Raw genomic sequence first — 20,309 nt, 5'->3', positions numbered from 1 at the left:
CAACTTCCTGCCGGGCCCCTGCCCCGCGCTGCATCCATGTCATATAACTAGGGTCCACCCTGGACAGTCATCTGGTCGCTTTGCGGAAGAACAATCCGTCCGCTGCAACGGCCACCAGGATGAGGACGCCTGTCACCACCTGCTGGTAAGTGGTATCCCAATGCAGCAGGTTGAAACCGTTGCTGATGACGGTGAGGATCATGACTCCCACGAAGGCCCTCCACATGGCGCCCTGGCCGCCCAGGATGCTGGTCCCGCCGATCACCACGGCGGCGATGGCCGTGAGTTCGATGCCGATGGCCATGGCCGGCTGAGCCGAGCCGGCACGCGAGGCCAGGATCATCCCGGCCATTGCAGAGCAGAGGCCGCTGATAGCAAAGACCGCAACGTGGATTGAACCCGTACGGATGCCGCTAAGACGGGCGGCTTCCTGGTTGCCGCCTACTGCGTAGATCCTGCGGCCGAAGGTGGTGCGCCAGAGAACAATTCCCAGCACCATGGTCATCACCAGCATTAATACCGAGCCGGCAGTCAGGCCGAAGAGGCTGGGCCAGGTCCAGGTCTGGAACGATGCAAGCTGGTCAGGCAGCGGTGCCACAATTGCGCCGCCGGTGATCACAATAGCCAGGCCCCGGTAGATGATGCTCACCGCCAACGTTCCGATGAACGAGTTGACCTTGGTGCTGACCACGATCAGCCCTGTAACGGTCCCCAGCAGGGCGCCCACCAGCAAAGCTCCGAAGAATCCAGCCGCAACGCCGAAATGCTGGGTGAGCATTACCCCCGAAATGGCGGAGACAGCGAGGGTCGCTGTTGACGAAAGGTCAAAGACCCCGCTGATGATGCACAGCGTGGCTGCCGCCGCGAGCAGCCCCACCACGGCGGCCTGGTCGAACAGATTGATGAAATTGCGGCCCGAGAGGAATGTTCCGGTGTTCAAGGCCAGGAACAGCATGATGGCGGCCAGGCCAAAAACGATCCCGAAATCTTTGAGATTCAGATTGAACTTTTTCTCTGCCGTCGAAGGCACGGCAACTGTTGTTGTGCTCATTTTGGATTCACCTATTTCAGGAAAGCGGAAGTCATGACTTCATCGCGGGAGGCGTTTCGGTCGAACTCGGCAACAATGCGCCCGTGCCTCATGACATGGATACGGTGGGACAGGCCGAGTACTTCCTCGAGCTCGGAACTGACGACGATGACTGCTGTACCTTTGGCAGCCAATTCGGCGATGATGCTGTGGATTCGGGCCTTGGCTGCGATATCCACTCCCCGGGTGGGTTCATCCACCAACAGCACTGCCGGAGGATCCAACAGCCATTTGGCGAAAAGAGCCTTCTGCTGGTTCCCGCCGGAAAGGTTGGCAATAGGCTGTCCCGGGCGGGCGCCGCGCAGGTCAACTGACCTGCTGACGTCCTTGACGGCCGCCTTTTCCCGCCGTGCACTGACGAAGCCGGCCCATGACCGGCCGGACAGGGTTGAGAGGGCAATGTTCTCTGAGGCCGGCCGGGACATGACCAGGCCCTGTTCTTTCCGCGACTCCGGAATGAGCGCTATACCGGCTTTGATGGCGTCCCTGATGGAGCTGGCGCGGATACGGCGTCCGTTGACTTCCACGTGACCGCCGGTCGTCCGGTCTGCACCGAAAACGGCGAGCAGGGTTTCGCTGCGGCCGCTGCCCACCAGCCCGGCGATGCCCAGGATCTCCCCCCGGCGAACTTGAAAAGAGATCTCCTTGACCTTGGCGCTGGTCAACCCAACAACCCGGAGAACCGTGTCAGCTTGGGACTGAACCTGCCGAATCTCGGGGAGGAGGAAATCGACGTCCCTGCCGACCATCAGCCGCACGAGCGACTCCGGCGTATGGCCGGCGGCGTCTTCGGTGACGATGTGCTGTCCGTCGCGGAGTATGGTCACCCGGTCCACCAACTCCAGGACTTCCTCCAGGTAATGAGAGACGATGAGGATTGTGGTCCCGGTCTGGGCCAGCCTTTTGATGACCTGCAGGAGTTTTTCCTTCTCCGCCTCGTTAAGGACCGCTGTGGGTTCGTCCATACACAGCACCTTCGCCCCGCGGGCGAGGGCTTTCAGGATTTCTACCTGCTGCTGTTGGCCGATAGGCAGGTTCCCCACGGTTGCCCGGGGGTCCAGGTCAAAACCGGTCTCTTCCAACAGCCGGGCGAAATGGTCACCGTCCTTGGTTGGGCGGAGGAGGCTTCCCCTGTTCGACCAGCGGCCCAGGAAGACATTCTCCAGCACCGACAGGTTGGGGATCAGGGCCAGTTCCTGGGAGATGAGGGAAATCCCTTGGGAGATGGCGTCCCGTGGGGTTGTGATCCTGACCGGATTTCCGTCCAATTCCATGGTTCCGGAGTCCGCCATGATGGCACCGCCCAGGATTTTCAGCAGGGTGCTCTTTCCGGCGCCGTTTTCCCCCATGATGCCGTGGATTTCTCCGGGGGTTACCGACAGGGTGACGTCCATCAGCACCGGGGTTGCACCGTACCGTTTGCCGATTCCGGAGACGGTGATCTCCGGGGCGGTCCGCCGGCCGGCATGCTCAGGTTTTTCCAACTGTTGTATCGCCATGTTGACCTCTGGAAATGGAAGGGACTTGAGGACCAGGGTCCCCGGGGGCCGAAGCGGTCAGGCTCCGGCCCCGGGGTTGCCCCCTGGAGGGGGGTGGACTAGTCCGAGTATTTTGAGACGTAGTTCAGGGCATCAAGTGCCTCTTTAGTGCCTTTGCCGTTGTTGGGGGACAGGCTGGCTTCGTCGATGGCAGTTTCCACCTGCTTGCCCCGCGCCTTGGCGAGCCCCAGTTCGGTGGCCTTGGCACCGTTGGCCACGACGTCGCTGACGTAGATGGAGAACCATTTACCGGACCGGACCGCCTCCACATTGGAAACGGATGCACCGTTGCCGATGAACTTGACGTCACTGTTCCCGGCGGCCGCGGCGGCCCCGGTTATGGCCTGGGATGCGCCAATCACCACGTCAACATCAGGGTTCGCCTGTGAGACGTTTTGGAATGCCTGGCGGCCGGTGTCCTGGGTGTACCCGCCTTCGACACTGGCAACGAGCTTGATCTTCGGATCGGTTGCCAGTTCCGCCTTCACAGCCTCGGTCCGGGCATTATCCAGGGGCAGGGACTTGAAGCCTTCAAGGTAGGCTACCTTGCACGTGTCACCCGGCACCGTGGCGCAGGCTTGCTTGCCCATCTCGCCGAGCACCTTGCCGTTGCGGGTGGGCAGGTCCACGATGCTGATGGCACCAGGAACCTGCGGCTGGATGGTGTCGAACTTTGGCCCGATGACAGAGAATTCGACAACTACCGTGATGCCCGCCTGTACGGCCTGCGTCAAAGGTGCGATGAGGGCCTGGTTGTCATTTGCCTGGACTACGATCACCTCGAACTGCTTGGAGGTGACGGCATCCTGGATCTGCTGGACCTGCGTCTGGGCACTGAAATTGGAGTCCACGAAGGTGGCGCTGGCGTTGTTGGCTTTCGCCGCCTGCTCCACGCCGAGGTACGTGCCCTGGGCAAAGCCGTTGGATTTGGCAAAGCCGAAGAATCCAACGTTGAGTTTCTGGTCTGCACCGGCAGCCACTGCTTCTGTGGTGCTGCTTTGGGCAGGCGGGGCGCATGCTGAGGTCAGCAGGGCGAGGCTCATGAGGGCCATCGCTGCGGCTGGACGCTTGGTGATTTTCACGGTCAGTCCTTTCTATGCGGCGTTTAGTAGCCGTAGTGGGTCTTGGCGAAGTCCTCGGTGATGAAACCGTTGACGATGTCGTACTTGATGTCTTCACGGGTACGTTTGGAGACATCTCCGAAACCGCCACCGCCCCCGACTGCCAGGCGGACGACGTCGCCGGCCTTGACCTTCCGTGCGTTGGCCTTCAGCGTCCGGACCTCGTCGTGCCGGCCGGGGTTGATCACCACTTCCGGGCCCTGGGCGTCGGAACCGCCGAAGAGGCCCCAGGCCGGCGTCTTGGACCTTTCGAACCAGAGGCCTACCACGCAGTCGGCCAGGAACTCGTATTCACGGATAACTCCGTTGCCGCCGCGCCACTGCCCTGGGCCACCGGAGTTCGGCCGGATGGAGTACTCGTTGATCCGCAGCGGGTACCGGGTTTCCATCATTTCGATGGGCAGGTCCTTGAGCGAGCCGTTGACGTTGTTGATCATGGCGGATTCGCCATCCGTGCCCTGCCAGGCGCCCCAGCCGCCCAGAGTGGCTTCCATGCTGACGAAGTTCCGGCCGAAGCGGGGATCGAAGCCAGCGGCGGTGATGATCATTGAGTCGCCGTGGCTGGCGCTGGCTACGCGTTCAGGCATTGCGGGGGCCATTGCCTTGGAGACCAGGTCGATCAGCAGCCCCAGATGGGAGAAGTACCACTGGCACGGTGCAGGTGCCACGGCGCCGAGCACCGACCCGGAACGCACCTGCGTGGTCAGTGGGCGGAAGGATCCGCCGTTGGAGTTGGAGTCCGGGCTGACGAGGAGCTTGTACCCCACGCGCAGGGCCGAAACGGCTTGGGCTGCGCCGCAGTTGACCGGGCCCATGGTCTGGTCGGCGGAGCCGGTGACGTCGAAGTCAACAGTGTCGCCGGCAACGGTGATCTTCAGCCGGATGGGGATGGGCGTGTCCAGGTTGATGCCGTCGTTGTCCAGCACGCCTTCGGCTTCATAGACGCCGTCCGGGATGTTTCGGACGGTTTCGCGCTCGATCTCCTCTGTCTGGCGGAAGATTTCATCGCGGGCAGCATCGAGCTGCTCCATGCCGTACCGGCCCACCAGCTCCTTCATCCGGGTGGTTCCCATCCGGAGTGCGGCGATCATCGCGTGCATGTCGCCGATGGTCTGGTAGGGGAAACGCACGTTGGTGCGGATCAGGTCCACCACCGAGGTTTCAATGCCGGCTTCCATGAGCTTGACCGGCCCCATACGGAAGCCTTCCTGGAAGATGTCCGTGGCATCCATCGAGCCGCCCACATCCTTGGACCCCATGTCCATCCAGTGCGCGCGGGTGGCGGCGAAGCCAACCACCGAGCCGTCATCAAAAATCGGCGCGAAGATGGTGACATCGTTCAGGTGCGTTCCGCCAAGGTAGGAGTCGTTGAGGATCCACACGTCCCCTTCCTGCCAGACTTCGCGGCCGTACAGCTCCTCCACAGCGATGGAGCACGTTTCCAGGTTGCCGAGGAACAGCGGGAGCCCCGCGGATTGTCCGAGTACACGGTGTTCCTTGTCCAGCAGCGCCACCACGCAGTCACCGCCCTCATAGAGGATGGGCGAGTAGGCGGAGCGGATCAGGGTTGCATTCATATCGTCCGCGGCGCTGGTGAGCGCGTTGCGGATGATCTCCACGGTTACGGGATCCAGGGTTTTGACTGCAGCGATTGTCATTAGTGGTACCTCAATTTCCTTCTGCGTCTTCAGTGCGGATGACCAGGGAGCCGAACTCGTCGACTGTGACGTTGAACCCGGGCGGCACCACGGTGGTGGCGGTCTGCTCCACGATGATGGCGGGACCTTCAAAGGTGTGCCCCGCGGCCAGGTCGTCGCGGCGAACCACGGTGGTCTCGTGTTCTTCGTGGTCAAAGACCACCCGGCGCATTTCGTGCTTGAATTCCGGGCTCTGTGCTGCGGCGAAGAGCGGTGCCTCCAGCCGGCCCAGGTCGCCCACCGCCTGCGTCCGCAGTGCGACGATCTCGATGGGGGCGCCCAGGTTGGAGTGCCCGTAGCGCTCGTGGTACATCGCGGAGAAGCGGGTAGCCAGGTTGGCGACGAAGCCCTCTGACTCGGGTTCGTCGGCGGACGTCAGTGGGACGTTCAGCGAAAATTCCTGCGACTGGTAGCGGACGTCCACGGAGACGGTGGTGCGGCGGCTTTCCTCGGGGACGCCCTCGGAGACAAGGGACCTCAGCCCCTCAACTTCCATTCTTCGCAGGACACCGGCCATGTCAGCCACGTCGATGTCCTCGTCGAGGAAGAAGTACGGTTCGGAGAAGTCCTTGCGGATGTTCGTCTGCAGCATGCCCCACGCCGAGAACGCGCCGGGGAAACGGGGAACCACGGTTTCCGGTATTCCAAGCTCCTTGGCGAGGAAGACTGCATGCATTGGTCCTGCGCCGCCGAAGGCGACGAGGGCAAAGTCGCGGGGTTCGATGCCGCGGGAGATGGTGATGGTCCTGATGGCCTGGGCCATCTGGGAGTTGGCGACGTCGCAGATGCCTTCGGCCATGGCGATCGGATCCAGGCCGAGCTGGTCTCCCACGGTTTTGAGGGCGGTGACGGCTGCTTCCCGGTCCAGGGTGACCTGTCCGCCTGCGAACCAGTCGGGGTCGACCCGGCCGAGCACCAGGTTGGCATCGGTGACGGTGGGTTCGGTGCCGCCGCGGCCGTAGCAGGCCGGCCCAGGGGTGGCGCCGGCCGAACGCGGGCCCACCCGGAGGCCGCCGGCTTCGAGCCATGCCACAGAGCCGCCGCCGGCGCCCACGGTGTGGATGTTGACGACGCTCATGAGCATTGGCAGGCCTTCGAGGTGGGCTTCGGTGGACACATCGGGTTTCCCGTCGACTACCAGGGAGACGTCGAAGGAGGTGCCGCCCATGTCAACACCGATGAGGTTGCGGTTGCCGGACACGCCGGCCAGTTCGACATCGCCCATGGCGCCGCCCACCGGCCCGGACAGCAGGGTCTGAAGGGGACGCTTGCGGGCGGACTCGGCGGTGAGCACGCCGCCGGAGGACTGCATGATGTGCAGGGGAGCCTCCACGCCGCGGTCGGCAAGCTTCTCCTCCAGGTCCAGGAGGTAGTTGCGGACCACGGGGCCGGTGTACGCCTCGACGACGGCGGACGAGGTGCGCTCGTATTCGCGCCATTCCTTGGCTGCTTCATGCGAAAGGGAGATGGTGAAGTCTTCACCCAGTTCTTCGAGCAGGATTTCGCGGGCACGAAGTTCGTGGGCCGGGTTCTTGTAGCTGAAGAGGAAGGCAACGGCCACGGCGCCGTATCCTTCGTCCAGTGCCCGGCGGGCCGCCTGGCGTACTGCCACTTCGTCGAGCGGCCGGATCACGTGGCCCTGACCGTCCAGGCGTCCGCCGATCCCGATGACGTCCTTCCGCTCGACGAGGGGAGCCGGCTTGCGGTACTGGGCGTTGTAGAGCTCGAGGCGGGGGCCGCGGGCAATGTGGTAGGTGTCCTCGACACCGGCAGTAGCCAGCAGCAGCACGGGAACGCCGCGGCGTTCGAGGAAAGCGTTAAGGCCCTGGGTAGTGCCGTGCACCAGGAATTCGATGTCGGACAGGTCGCTAACAATCGATTCGAGGCCGGCGATGACGCCGGCGCTCAGGTTGCCTGGCGTGGTGGATGCTTTCGTCGCCTCATAGGTCCCCGCAGCCTGGTCGTACGCCACGATGTCCGTGAACGTTCCGCCGATATCCATCGACACCCTGTAGTTCGGCATGTGTATCTCCTCATCGTTCTGAATGATTTGGTGTGTGGAAGATCACGTTAGACATCAGGGGTTCCGGAACCGGTTGCATTATGCACAAACCTGGAGGAGGGGAAAGGGCGTGCTGCCTAATGAGGCTCTGGAGAACACCATTTGGAGCGGGATTTTGGCACCTGAGAAATTGTGGGATGGATTTCAGCTATGGTGCTTGACGCGTTCATGGCGGTGTTGTCAGGCGGTCCTACCGTTCCATGGCCGGCCGCCGGGAAGGTTAGCCGACGGCGCCTGGGAGCGCGGGGAATACGCTCTGGGAGAACCCGCCCACTTCTGCCGGACGCCTGCTGGTTGCCCCCAGCAACCAGACGTAAACTGACCTTCGAACCGCTTCCCGCGGGACCGAAATGGGTTGGAGTTCCGGATGCTCTGGAAACTGCTTGTTGAATACCTGCGGCCGCAGCGGCGGCTGCTGATCGCCGTCGTGATTTTCCAGCTGGCGCAGTCCATCGCGTCGCTGTACCTGCCCACGCTCAACGCGGACATCATCGATCAGGGCGTGGCGAAGGGGGACACCGGCTACATCCTGCGGGTGGGCAGCCTGATGCTGTTCATCACGATGCTGCAGATCGCGTGCGCGGTGGTGGCCGTGTACTTCGGGGCGAAGGCTGCCATGGCGCTGGGCCGGGACCTGCGCGGCGCCATCTTCACCCGGGTGGGGGAGTTCTCCGAGCAGGAGGTCACCCGGTTCGGCGCGCCGAGCCTCATCACCCGCTCCACGAACGACGTCCAGCAGGTCCAGCAGCTGGTCCTGATGTCCGCCACGCTGATGGTGGCCGCGCCCATGCTCAGCATCGGCGGGGTGATCATGGCGGTCCGGCAGGATGCGCAGCTGTCCTGGCTGATTGCCGTCAGCGTCCCGGTGCTGCTGATCGCCGTCGGGCTCATCATCACCCGGATGGTGCCGCTGTTCCGCAAGATGCAGGTGCGGATCGACACCGTGAACCGGGTGCTACGCGAGCAGCTCACCGGCATCCGGGTGGTGCGGGCGTTCGTGCGCGAGGACATCGAAACCGCCCGGTTCGGACGCGCCAACGAGGACGTCACGGACACTGCGCTCCGGGCCGGCCGGCTGATGGCGCTCGCCTTTCCCGTGGTGATGCTGGTGCTGAACGTCTCCAGCGTGGCGGTGATCTGGTTCGGCTCGTTCCGGATCGAGGACGGCTCCATGCAGGTGGGCACGCTGATCGCGTTCCTCAGCTACCTGCTGCAGATCCTGATGTCCGTCATGATGGCCACGTTCATGGCCGTGATGATCCCGCGTGCGGCTGTTTCGGCGGACCGGATCGGGCAGGTGCTCACCACGGAGTCGAGCGTGCGGCCGCCGGAGCATCCGGTCACCGCCGGCACCGGCCGTGGCGGTGCGGGCAGCGGCGAGCTGGAAATGCACGACGTCGGGTTCGCCTACCCGGGTGCCGAGCAGCCGGTTTTGTCCGGCATCAGTTTCACGGCCCGGTCGGGGCAGACGACGGCGATCATCGGCAGCACCGGGTCCGGCAAGACCACCCTGGTGAACCTGCTGCCGCGGCTTTTCGATGCGACCACCGGTTCGGTGAAGTTCGACGGCGTGGACGTCCGCGAGCTGCAGCCGGACCAGCTGTGGGGGCACATCGGGCTGGTGCCGCAGCGGCCGTACCTGTTCTCCGGCACGGTGCGCAGCAACCTGCTCTACGGCAAGCCGGACGCAACGGAGGATGAGCTGTGGCGGGCGCTGTCCACCGCGCAGGCGCAGGAGTTCGTCCGGGAGATGGAGGGCGGCCTCGATGCGCCGATTTCGCAGGGCGGCACCAACGTCTCCGGCGGGCAGCGGCAGCGGATCGCGATAGCCCGGGCGCTGGTGAAACGGCCCGAGCTCTACATTTTTGACGACTCGTTCTCCTCGCTGGACACCGCCACGGACGCCCGGCTGCGGCAGGCGCTCAAGCACGACACCTCCGGCGCCACCCTGGTGATCATCGCCCAGCGGGTGTCCAGCATCGCGGACGCGGACCAGATCCTGGTGCTCGACGACGGCAGGATAGTCGGCCACGGAACGCACGATGAGCTTCTGGAAACGTCGGAGACGTACCGCGAGATTGTGTCCTCGCAGCTGGCAGCGGAGGAGGCGGTATGAGCACCACAGGCAGGCCGGCAGGCGGGGCACCCGGCGGGACTGCCGCCGTCGAACGCATCCCCAGGCCGCGGGGCGGCCCCGGGCACGGGGGACCGTTCGCCGGGATGAACGTCCCCGCCGAAAAGGCGATGAACTTCTGGCCGTCCGCCAAGCGGCTGCTGGGCACGCTGCGGCCGGAGCGGCTGTGGCTGGTGCTGGTGATTGTGCTGAGCGTCGCTGCGGTGGCGTTGTCCGTGATCGGGCCGCGGCTGCTGGGCGAGGGCACCAACCTCATCTTCGCCGGCGTCGTATCCAAGCAGCTCCCGGCGGGGGTGAGCAAGGCGCAGCTGATCGCGCAGCTGCGGGCCGCGGGGGAGAACCAGAAGGCGGACATGCTCAGTGCCATGGCGCTGACTCCCGGGCAGGGGATCGACTTCACGGCGCTGGCCAACGTGCTGCTGTGGGCGCTGGTGCTGTATGTGCTGGCGTCCGCGTTCATGTGGATCCAGGCCTACATACTCAACGGCGTGGTGCAGCGGACGGTGTACCGGCTGCGCGAGCGGATCGAGGCGAAGATCAACCGGCTGCCGCTGCGGTATTTCGATTCGATCCAGCGCGGTGAGCTGCTCAGCCGGGTGACGAACGACGTCGACAACATTTCCCAGAGCCTGCAGCAGTCCATCAGCCAGGCGGTCACCTCGCTGCTGACCGTGCTGGGCGTGCTGGTGATGATGTTCCTGCTTTCGCCCACGCTGGCGCTGATTGCGCTGGTGACCATTCCGTTGACGCTGGTGACGACGACGATGATCGCCAAGCGCTCGCAGAAGCTGTTCGTGGCGCAGTGGAAGCACACGGGCGAGCTGAACGGGCAGATCGAGGAGACGTACACCGGGCATGCGCTGGTGAAGGTGTTCGGCCGGCAGCAGGAGGTGGGGGAGCGGTTCCGGCAGAAGAACGCGGAGCTGTATGAGGCGAGCTTCGGCGCGCAGTTCATCTCCGGCTTGATCATGCCGGCCATGACGTTCATCGGGAACCTGGTGTACGTGGGGATCGCCGTGGTGGGCGGCCTGCAGGTGGCGTCCGGGGCGATGCAGCTGGGCGATGTGCAGGCGTTCATCCAGTACTCGCGGCAGTTCACCCAGCCGCTGGCCCAGCTGGGGTCCATGGCCAACCTGCTGCAGTCCGGGGTGGCATCGGCGGAGCGGGTGTTCGAGCTCCTGGATGAGGAGGAGCAGTCTCCTGAAGCTGCTGGTTCTGCGCCCGACGGAGGGCAGGGGCGGCTGGTGTTCGAGAACGTCTCGTTCTCCTACACACCGGACAAACCGCTGATTTCGGACCTTTCGTTGGTGGCCGAGCCCGGGCAGACCGTGGCGATTGTCGGCCCCACGGGGGCCGGGAAGACGACGCTGGTGAACCTGATGATGCGGTTCTACGAGATTGATGCGGGACGGATAACGCTCGACGGCGTGGACATCACCTCTGTTTCCCGGCGCGAGCTGCGCTCGCGGATGGGCATGGTGCTGCAGGATACGTGGCTGTTCGGCGGGACCATCCGGGACAACATCGCGTACGGGCGGCCTGATGCTCCCGAGGAGGAGATCCTGGAGGCGGCGACGGCGACGTACGTGGACCGGTTCGTGCACTCCCTGCCGGAGGGCTACGACACGGTGCTGGAGGACGAGGGCGGGAACGTTTCGGCGGGCGAGAAGCAGCTGCTGACGATTGCCCGGGCGTTCCTGGCGCGGCCATCGGTGCTGATTCTCGATGAAGCGACCTCGTCAGTGGATACCCGCACTGAGGTGCTGGTGCAGAAGGCGATGAGTGCGCTGCGGTCCGACCGGACTTCGTTTGTCATTGCGCACCGCCTGTCCACCATCCGCGACGCCGACCTCATCCTGGTGATGGAGGCCGGCCAGATCGTGGAGCAGGGGACGCATGCTTCCTTGCTGGCTGCGGGCGGGGCCTATGCGCGGCTGTACGAGGCGCAGTTCGCGGCTCCGGTGGCGGAGGTTTAGAGGGGGCATCGGCCGGTTGCTGAAGCTCTGCTCTAGATATCGCAGGCCGGATCGTGCAGTCAGTCCCCGCGCGGGACGCCTGCTTTGGTATCAACGCTGACGCCTATGCCGGTGCGCCCACGAGGTGGCCGGCCGTGAGGGGCAGGCGCCGCCCGTTGATCTGTTCTGCCTCCAGGCCGAAGATCCGCTGTACAGCGTCGGCAAGGACACTGACATCGGTGTAGCCCGGAAATTTCCGTTCCGGCTGGGCTGCGCGCATCCGGTCGTCGACCAGAGCCTTGACGACGAAGACCAGGGCGGCTGAGTGCTGAGCGGAGTGGGGGCCTCCATCTCCGCCCTGCAGGTGCCGGAATCCGTCGGCCACGGCCAGGGTCCATGCCTCGGCGGCGGACTTGACGGCGGCATAGGCGGCGCCGCCCGCTGTCGGCGAGGCGGCGGACTGTGCGGAAACAACGGCCAGGCGGCCCACAGGCGAGGCAGCCAAGTCATCGTAAAACGCGCGGCTGGTGTTCCTCAGGGTGGTGAGAACACTGGTGTGCAGGAAGTCCCAGTCTTCATCCGTCTGGCCGGTAATTCCGGTACCGCCCCGCCACCCTCCTACAAGATGGATAAGGCCGTCCACGGGACCCAGATCGTTCCGGACGGACGTCGCCAGGTCCTCAACGGCTTGCAGGTCCGCGAGGTTGCAGACATGGCCCGTGACGTTGTCATATGCTCCCGAGAGCTCCCGCACTCGGTCCTCAAGAATGTCCACTGCGGCCACGCGCGCACCTGCTTGCGAGAGGCTGCGGACTACAGCGACGCCGGCGGCGCTTGTCGAACCGGCGACGACGACCGTACGCCCCGAGAGGTCCTGGCTCATGCGCCTGCCTCGCCGTCGGTCTTCACAGGGCTCTTCCCGGTGATCCCGGCAGTTGAGTCAATAACAGGGCGCATCTTCTTCTCCAGTGCTTCGTAGAACATCGACAGGGGGAATTCGTCATCAAGGATCTGGTCCGTCAGGCCCCGGAGGGGGCCGTTCAGCGGAAGGGCCTCCGGTCCCTTGGCCCATACGGAGGCCGGGTGGGGGGTGAGGGTTTCCGAGACGAGCTCGTAGGCAGCCAGCCAGTGTGCGGTCTTCGGCCGGTCGATTGAACGCCAGTAGAGTTCCTCGATGCGGAGACCCAGCCCGACGACCACGCCGGCGACGTCCGTCCAGTCGATGCTCAACTTTCCATCGGTCCAGTGCAGGACCCGGTGCTGGTGCATCCAGGCGAACAGCAATTGGCCGCCCACGGCGTCGTAGTTACGGACCCTGTTCCCTGTAATCGCGAATCGGAAAATGCGGTCGAAGATCACGGCGTACTGGACCAGCTTGGCGTGCTTGCGCGCGTCCTCGGAAGCCGTTTCGTCCCGCTCGATGAGGACGGACTCGCGGAAGGCGGTCAGATCGCACCGGAGCTCCTCCAGGGAGTACAGGAAATACGGCATCCGCTGCTTGATCATGAAGGGGTCAAAGGGCAGGTCACCGCGCATGTGGGTCCGGTCATGGATCAGATCCCACATCACGAAGGTCTTCTCCGTGAGGTGTTGGTCGTCGATGAATTCTGCGGCGTCAGCCGGCAGGTCCAGGGAAGTGATGTCCGTAGCAGCTTTGAGGACGCGACGGAACCGGGCAGCTTCGCGGTCCGCGAAGATACCGCCCCACGTGAAGGAAGGGGTGCTCCGGACCGCTACGCTCTCGGGGAAGAGAACTGCGGAGTTTGTGTCATAGCCGGGCGTGAAATCGATGAAGCTGATGGGGACGAACAGCTTGTTGGAGTATTTTGTTGCCTCCAGGTCAGCCACGAACGAAGGCCAAATGACCTCGATGAGGACGGCCTCGAAGTAGCGGTTCGTGCTGCCGTTCTGCGTGTACATGGGAAACAGAACCAGGTGCGGCAGCCCGTCGATGCGCCACTGCTCGGGGTGGAAGGCTACCAATGAGTCGTGGAAGTCCGGTACGGCGAAGCCCTCGGACGCCCACCGCTGGAAGTCCTGCACGAGCAGTTCAAGGTAGTCCGTGTCGTGGGGGAGGTGGTGGCGAAGATCGTTGAGTGAGTCCGTAATGATGCCGACATTCCGGCTGGCCTGGCCGTGGTCAGCGGGTTCCGGAACGGAACCGTCCTGCACTTGTATTTGCTGCAGCCCGACGACGGCTGCCTTCAGGGCCTGCCATGCGGGGAGCGCCCTGAGGTCTTCTGCCCGGATGGTTGTCACTTCAGGGTTTGCGATTACAGACATGCTCTTTCCTTCCGTTGAGGGATTTCCTGAAGAAGCTAGCAGTGCGTAAGCATCCGTGAAGGGTTCTTCCATACTGCATAAGAGATACTTTTGCTCGAGGACTGCTCTTCAGCGCAATGCCTGTGTCTGACCTTGGGGTCGGTGCTTTTAAGACATCCCCAGAAGCGGCGTATCACCGATGAAGCGGCGGCGGTCTCGGGACGAATGGGGGTTCGGCTCCTGCACCCTGCGCCCTCAGTGGCATTGGCTGCTCGCCGTCTACCAACGCGCCATAGCAGATCATCAGAGCCGCTTAGTCACCGAGCGAGATCAAATCAGCAACTCTTGGGCTCGGATTGGATTGCCACCGCCTATGCGTAAGTACTTGACCCGTCGGACGTGCAACATTCGCCACGCCAAAAGTCGCTTCCTTTGCCTGTGTTAGCTTGATCACCGTCCTTCCCGGCCCGAGGGCTTCGGAAGGCCCCAATTCACCGCAGCTACCTTTTCGGAGGCACCATGGGACTTGGCTCCCAAACGCAATTAAGTGATCGGGCTATTGAATTCGAAGAAGAAATCAAGCCCGATGGAACAGTGGGGTCTTCCCTTGCGATAGCGGCAGATCACGGTTCCGGCGAATCCACCAACGAACTCAAGCGCGGGCTGAACCACCGCCACCTGCAGATGATCGCCATCGGCGGTGCGATCGGTACCGGGCTGTTTGTGGCCTCGGGCAGCACCATTTCCCAGGCAGGTCCCGGCGGGGCGTTGGCCGGCTACGCGCTGGTTGGGCTGATGGTATTCCTGTTGATGCAGTCACTGGGCGAGATGTCCGCCAAAATTCCGGTTGCCGGTTCGTTCCAGTCCTTTGCCACCCGTTTCGTCTCCCCGTCCTTTGGGTTCGCGATCGGCTGGAACTATTGGTTCAACTGGGCCATCACGGTGGCCGCAGAGCTGGTCGCGGCCGGAATCATCATGGACTTCTGGTTCCCGGGGGTACCAGGGTGGGTGTGGGCAGGGTTCTTCCTGCTGGTGCTGACCGGGCTCAATGCCCTCTCGGCCAAGGCCTTTGGTGAGTCGGAGTTCTGGCTCTCACTGATCAAGGTCAGCGCAGTGGTGCTCTTCCTGATCGCCGGCGTGCTGATGATTTTCGGCATCCTCGGGGATAACTCTCCGGGACTGAGCAACTGGGAAAACCGCGACGACGTGTTCCACGGGGGCTGGGTCTCGATCATCTCGGTCTTCATGGTTGCCGGGTTCTCCTTCCAGGGCACCGAGCTCGTAGGAGTCGCCGCAGGCGAAGCGAAGGACCCGCGCCGCGAGGTGCCGAAAGCTATCCGCACTGTCTTCTGGCGCATCATGCTTTTCTACATTGGCGCCATCTTTATCATCGGCTGCCTCATCCCGTTCACCGATCCGAGCCTGCTGGCCTCCGGTGAGTCCGATATTGCATCATCGCCCTTTACGCTGGTCTTCTCTCGTGCCGGAATTGCCTTCGCGGCGGCCTTGATGAACGCCGTGATCCTGACCGCAATCCTGTCCGCGGGCAACTCCGGACTATATGCCTCCACCCGGATGCTTTACGCCATGGCCCATGACGGCATGGCCCCGAAGATCTTCGGCCGAACCAATACGCGCGGCGTGCCGATTGCGGCGTTGCTCGCGACGGCGGCCGTGGGACTCTTCGGATTCCTCTCCGCGATCGTCGGGCAGGGTGCAGCCTACTCCTGGCTGCTGAACATGTCGGGCCTATGCGGCTTCATCGTCTGGGCGGGAATCGCGGTCTCCCACTACCGTTTCAGGCGCGGCTTCCTGGCCCAGGGAAACAAAGTCAGTGACCTGCCGTACAAGGCATCCCTGTTCCCCATTGGCCCGCTGCTGGCCTTCGCCCTGCTCATACTGGTCATCGCGGGACAGAACTACGAGGCTGTGCTTGCCGGACGGTCCGTGGAGGTGCTTTCTTCCTACATCGGGTTGCCGGTCTTCATCGTTCTGTGGCTGGGTCACCGCTACATCACCAAGTCCAAAGTAGTGCCGCTGCTCGAGATGGATCTCACGGCGCCTAAGGACGTCGAGGACGAACCCAGGGTCGCCACCCACTAACGAGGCCAGAATGAGGGGAGCCGGGTGAGAGCAGCACCCGGCTTCGCTCCGCCCCCAGGGCAGTAAAGGACGTGGAGATAGCCGTGGTGGGCGGCCTGCAGGTGGCGTCCGGCGCGATGCAACTTGGGGACGTGCAGGGCTTCATCCAGTACTCGCGACAGTTCACCCAGCCGCTGGCGCAGCTGGGGGTCCATGGCCAACCTGCTGCAGTCCGGCGTGGCCCCGGCGGAGCGGGTGTTCGAGAACGTGTCGTTCTCCTATTCACCGGACAAGCCGCTCATTTCGGACCTTTCGTTGGTTGCAGAGCCCGGGCAGACGGTGGCGATCGTCGGCCCGACCGGTGCGGGCAAGACCACGCTGGTGAACCTGATGATGCGGTTTTACGAGATCGACGCCGGGCGGATAACGCTCGACGGCGTGGACATCACCTCGGTGCCGCGGCGTGAGCTGCGCTCGCGGCTGGGCATGGTGCTGCAGGACACGTGGCTGTTCGGCGGGACCATCCGGGACAACATTGCGTACGGCCGGCCCACTGCTTCGGAGGCGGAAATCATGGAGGCGGCGACGGCGACGTATGTGGACCGGTTCGTTCGGTCACTGCCCGAGGGGTACGACACGGTGCTGGAGGATGAGGGGTCCAATGTGTCCGCAGGCGAGAAGCAGTTGCTGACGATTGCGCGGGCGTTCCTGGCCCGGCCGTCGGTGCTGATCCTGGATGAGGCGACTTCATCCGTGGATACCCGGACCGAGGTGCTGGTGCAGAAGGCCATGCGGGCTTTGCGGTCCGACCGTACTTCCTTCGTGATCGCGCACCGCCTGTCCACCATCCGCGACGCCGACCTCATCCTGGTGATGGAGGCCGGCCAGATCGTGGAGCAGGGCACGCACTCTTCCTTGCTGGCTGCGGGCGGGGCTTATGCGCGGTTGTACGAGGCCCAGTTCGCGGCTCCGGTGGCGGAGGTCTAAGGAGGGCATCGTCCTCGTCGTGGGGAGTGCAAATAATCGCTTTGCGCTTAGACGAATTAAGCCCATTGGGAAACGGTAGCGTCTGATTTCTGCAGATGGATTTCAGCCCTTCCGCACGAAGACCAATGAGCAGTTAGGTCCCCTTGACGACGTAGAATCGTCGCAGCAATATTTATCACTTTGGGGGACTAATTGGCTGAACTGCACATCAGAAATCTTGGCGAGGTCCGTAAAGCTCTTGCCAAAGCGGCGAGAACAGATGCAAGCACTGCGGATAGCGTCGTCGACCGATTCGTCGAACTGACGCCGGGGCTTCAGGACAAACTCTCAGCTGAGCGCCATCAGCTCCTTACTGGTCGTAGAGGAACCGGCAAGTCGACGCTTCTCTTCGTTTTGCGCAAGAACCTGAAAAGTAAGCAGATTCCCGTTGCCATACTCGACATGGAAAAGTACAACGGTCGCGACTACCCCGACGTTCTGATTGAAGTTCTGATAGCTCTAATGCGGGAGATTCAGCCGAAGCTGACCGCAAGGGAGTTCCTGCCACGTCTCCGCCTGAAGTGGAAGATGTCGTCGTTGGAATCTGAGCTGCGGCAAATGTTGACGGACCCGCAGAGGCTCGTCAAGCAGTTGAGCCGCAGGGTGAATAACAAAAGAGATAGCGGCGCCCAGATAGCATTGAAGGGTAACTACGCTGGTCAGGAGGCTGGCGCGACCGCGTCCGCTCAGCGCAGCCGCGACGAAGAAATATCAGCCGTTGGAGAGTACGAGGAATTCAAGATCCAGCGTCTCCAATCGATTGCTGCTCGAATCTCGGACTTGCTCGTGGATGTGATGAAGGTGTCTCCCGATGGGCATGCTGTTGTGTTTTTGGATGACTACTACTTCGTACCCATAAACGACCAGCCTTCCGTTCTGGGATATCTCCATCAGGTGTGTAAGGGCACAGGAGTTTGGCTGAAAGTGGGCGGTGTAGGCTCACGGCTGCACCCCTATGTGGACGGTCATCCGCCCGTTGGAATGGAACCTGGCCACGATCTTAGTGTCGTGCCACTTGATGTTACTCTGGCAGATTTCGCTACAGCGCGTAGGTTCCTGGAGGACGTCTTGGCCGGGGTTGTGTCCCCCTACGTTACGCCGACGGAATTGTTTACTGATGATTCGCGCAACCGAATGGTGTTGGCGTGCGGCGGAGCAGTTACTAGGGACTACATCACCTTGACCGAAGCGTCTCTCGATGAAGCAGTTGAGCGAATGAGTAAAAAGGGTGAGTACCACGAAGACGCCATACTGAAAATTTGGGCCGTCGATATACAGAGCGCTGTAAAGAAGCAGATGAACGTAAAGGAACAAGAAGCATTCCAGCGTGATGCAGAGTCCGACGCCTCCGCTCTCAGCAATCGCTGGCGTGACATATGTGATTTTGTGGCTTCAACTGGCGAATCGTTCGTGCTGGTGCCTCAGGCCCAGCTCGAACGCGACGTGTGGGGCAAGGAGATTCAGCAACTTGAAAACCTCCGCCTGATCCATCGCATAAAAGACACCAAACTCAAGTCGGGTGCCAGTGCAGGAATAAAGATGATGGTATTCATGATTGACCTTGGCCAGCAGGCAAACGTCCGCCTCAGCAAAAAGATCCCGGAGTTTTGGACTTCGGTCGCAGAATTCGACAACCTCCGCCGAAGCAGCTGGATATACACGCCAGACTGGCGGGAAAAGAAAGCGAAAGATTCAGGCTCTGCCATAGCCCATTCATCTTCTGATGAAGAAAGCGAACCTCTTTTTAACTATGAAGATTAGGCCCGATTCTTCATAATCGTAGGCAAACAGGCAGCGTAAGGGCAGCCCTGCGGTGACAGAAATCGGTACCGCCGGGGAAACCTCAGATCCCCGTCGTTGGCAGGTTGTCCTCCGCCTCAGAAGAAGATAGGCCAGCGACGGGGCCTCTAGTCTTTTCGGCCAACGGGTCAGTGTTCCCAGCGCGCTTGTCCCGTAGCCTTCATGACAAGTGTCGTAACGTGTTTTGGATGCACGAGAAGAAAGCGTCTACATGTTCCTACGATACGGTGAAGCCACGTGCAAATCCTGCGCGCGGTGATGGTTAGAACTTGGAGTGATAGATGAAGGCACTTCTGGCCGAGCAGCTACTCGCGGAGGTCACAGGAATCCAGGACCTTGCTCACCTCACCGAAATCACGCAGCGGCTTCGCACTCTCGCTGACATTAAGTATGACGACTATGGTGGTTACACTCCCGGAGTTCGCTTTATTGAATCTCTCGCGGTATGGCTTAGTGAGTTTAAGCAAGAAGATCGAGAGACCGCCCTCAATTTTGTTCTACACCGCCTGGCTTATATCTCCGCTACTGAACTTGATCACCTCGTTTCCACCGTGTACAAGGACATGCTGCGTCCGCGCTTGCTCAAAGCTGTAGCGGCAGAACTCGGCATCCCGTCATGGTCGGTGAAAAAGATTGCAAGCTCGCCGGAGTTCTTATCCCGCCAGCGCAGGACACTGATTCTGGGCATGAGCGATGGCGCACGTCTGGACAAACTGCGACGTGCAAGTCCACTTTCCACCGAACAGTTTCATCTGGTTTCCACCGTCGATGACGAAAAGGCCAGTGACATGAGTGCAAAACTTGCGGAGGCGCTGGAGTCAATGAACTTGCCTGGCGAAGCGAAATTTAGCTTGGTCATCGTGGTTGATGATTTTTCAGGAAGCGGAACAACCATGCTTCGACGGGAGGGAGACGGGTGGAAAGGCAAATTGCCGAAAATACATAACCATGTGACAAATCTCAAAACCAGCGGAGTCATCGCTGAGGATGCCCACGTAATTGTTCTGCTCTACTTGCTTACTAAGCTGGCACAATCGCAGCTAGCAGCCCGAATGGCGGAAGCGGGCTATCTTGAACCGGAGGTTTCGTTGGTCGCCGCCCACACTTTTGATGATGACTTTCCTCTGACGGAAAACTCCGATCCCGAGTTCTGGAAGCTTTGTTCGGCGTACTTTCGCGAAGAATGGGATAATGCACACTCCGGCCTTGCCGGTGACCTATCACATGGCTTCGGAGGAAGTGCTTTGCCACTCGTTATCCACCACAACGCTCCGAACAACGCTCCGCCCATCATCTGGAAAGACGAGTCCATCGAAGGACGTAAGAGTGACGACTCTCTGAGTGAATGGTTAGGCGTGTTTCCTCGCCACGAACGTCATCATCCAGGTAGGCCCTAGTGGTCGTGGGGAATCCGTTTCGCCTTCGCTTCACCGAGCAGCAACGCGACCATATAAGCTTTATCCGGACTTTCAGTGTGGGTATGTTGGAAGTCTTACCGCCCGCGGAAAGTGCTTGGAACAGACTTGTCGTCCTTCGCAGTGC

General features: G+C 62.1%; 12 protein-coding genes and 1 pseudogene. 6 read left to right on the top strand and 7 right to left on the bottom strand.

Going from position 1 to position 20,309, the window contains the following annotated elements; translation table 11 throughout:
- Positions 1-67: 67 nt before the first annotated feature.
- From ARTH_RS18470 to ARTH_RS18450, 5 genes are all read right to left on the bottom strand, one after another.
- Complete coding sequence (locus tag ARTH_RS18470) at positions 68-1,051, bottom strand: ABC transporter permease (RefSeq protein WP_011693470.1); 984 nt, start codon at positions 1,049-1,051, stop codon at positions 68-70.
- 11 nt (positions 1,052-1,062) lie between these two features.
- Positions 1,063-2,589 (bottom strand): sugar ABC transporter ATP-binding protein, encoded by a 1,527-nt coding sequence (locus ARTH_RS18465; RefSeq protein ID WP_011693469.1) that lies wholly within the window; start codon positions 2,587-2,589, stop codon positions 1,063-1,065.
- A gap of 98 nt (positions 2,590-2,687) precedes the next feature.
- Entirely contained in the window at positions 2,688-3,710 is a 1,023-nt protein-coding gene (locus ARTH_RS18460) for a sugar ABC transporter substrate-binding protein (protein ID WP_011693468.1), read from the bottom strand.
- Between the two features lie 23 nt (positions 3,711-3,733).
- Positions 3,734-5,407: a hydantoinase B/oxoprolinase family protein gene (locus tag ARTH_RS18455; RefSeq protein WP_011693467.1), complete on the bottom strand. Its 1,674-nt coding sequence runs from the start codon at positions 5,405-5,407 to the stop codon at positions 3,734-3,736.
- A gap of 10 nt (positions 5,408-5,417) precedes the next feature.
- A complete protein-coding gene (locus tag ARTH_RS18450) occupies positions 5,418-7,469 on the bottom strand; it encodes a hydantoinase/oxoprolinase family protein (RefSeq protein ID WP_011693466.1) in 2,052 nt (683 codons plus the stop codon).
- Between the two features lie 406 nt (positions 7,470-7,875).
- Here ARTH_RS18450 and ARTH_RS18445 point away from each other — a divergent pair, with 406 nt between their 5' ends.
- Positions 7,876-9,624, top strand: coding sequence for an ABC transporter ATP-binding protein (locus tag ARTH_RS18445; protein WP_011693464.1), 1,749 nt, complete (start codon positions 7,876-7,878; stop codon positions 9,622-9,624).
- Positions 9,621-11,618 (top strand): ABC transporter ATP-binding protein, encoded by a 1,998-nt coding sequence (locus ARTH_RS18440; protein ID WP_011693463.1) that lies wholly within the window; start codon positions 9,621-9,623, stop codon positions 11,616-11,618. Before ARTH_RS18445 ends, ARTH_RS18440 begins: the two co-directional genes overlap by 4 nt.
- Positions 11,619-11,721: 103 nt before the next feature.
- Here ARTH_RS18440 and ARTH_RS18435 read toward each other — a convergent pair whose 3' ends face one another.
- Both ARTH_RS18435 and ARTH_RS18430 read right to left on the bottom strand, forming a co-directional pair.
- Positions 11,722-12,480 carry an SDR family NAD(P)-dependent oxidoreductase gene (locus tag ARTH_RS18435; RefSeq protein ID WP_011693462.1) on the bottom strand — a complete coding sequence of 253 codons (759 nt, stop codon included), beginning with the start codon at positions 12,478-12,480 and terminating at the stop codon, positions 11,722-11,724.
- Positions 12,477-13,880, bottom strand: coding sequence for a DUF6421 family protein (locus ARTH_RS18430; RefSeq protein ID WP_011693461.1), 1,404 nt, complete (start codon positions 13,878-13,880; stop codon positions 12,477-12,479). Before ARTH_RS18430 ends, ARTH_RS18435 begins: the two co-directional genes overlap by 4 nt.
- Before the next feature lie 663 nt (positions 13,881-14,543).
- On the opposite strand from ARTH_RS18430, the gene ARTH_RS18425 reads away from it, so the two are divergent.
- From ARTH_RS18425 to ARTH_RS18410, 4 genes and pseudogenes are all read left to right on the top strand, one after another.
- Positions 14,544-15,962 (top strand): amino acid permease, encoded by a 1,419-nt coding sequence (locus ARTH_RS18425; protein WP_043431094.1) that lies wholly within the window; start codon positions 14,544-14,546, stop codon positions 15,960-15,962.
- A 71-nt stretch (positions 15,963-16,033) separates the two neighbouring features.
- Positions 16,034-16,928 (top strand): annotated as a pseudogene (locus ARTH_RS18420) (ABC transporter ATP-binding protein); the annotation flags it as partial.
- A gap of 192 nt (positions 16,929-17,120) precedes the next feature.
- Positions 17,121-18,728: a hypothetical protein gene (locus ARTH_RS18415; RefSeq protein WP_011693458.1), complete on the top strand. Its 1,608-nt coding sequence runs from the start codon at positions 17,121-17,123 to the stop codon at positions 18,726-18,728.
- A gap of 320 nt (positions 18,729-19,048) precedes the next feature.
- Positions 19,049-20,164 carry a phosphoribosyltransferase-like protein gene (locus tag ARTH_RS18410; protein WP_011693457.1) on the top strand — a complete coding sequence of 372 codons (1,116 nt, stop codon included), beginning with the start codon at positions 19,049-19,051 and terminating at the stop codon, positions 20,162-20,164.
- Positions 20,165-20,309 lie beyond the last annotated feature (145 nt).

Origin of the sequence: Arthrobacter sp. FB24, from assembly GCF_000196235.1 — a bacterium.
Taxonomy (GTDB): domain Bacteria; phylum Actinomycetota; class Actinomycetes; order Actinomycetales; family Micrococcaceae; genus Arthrobacter.
This window is presented reverse-complemented; position numbering and strand designations above follow the sequence as displayed.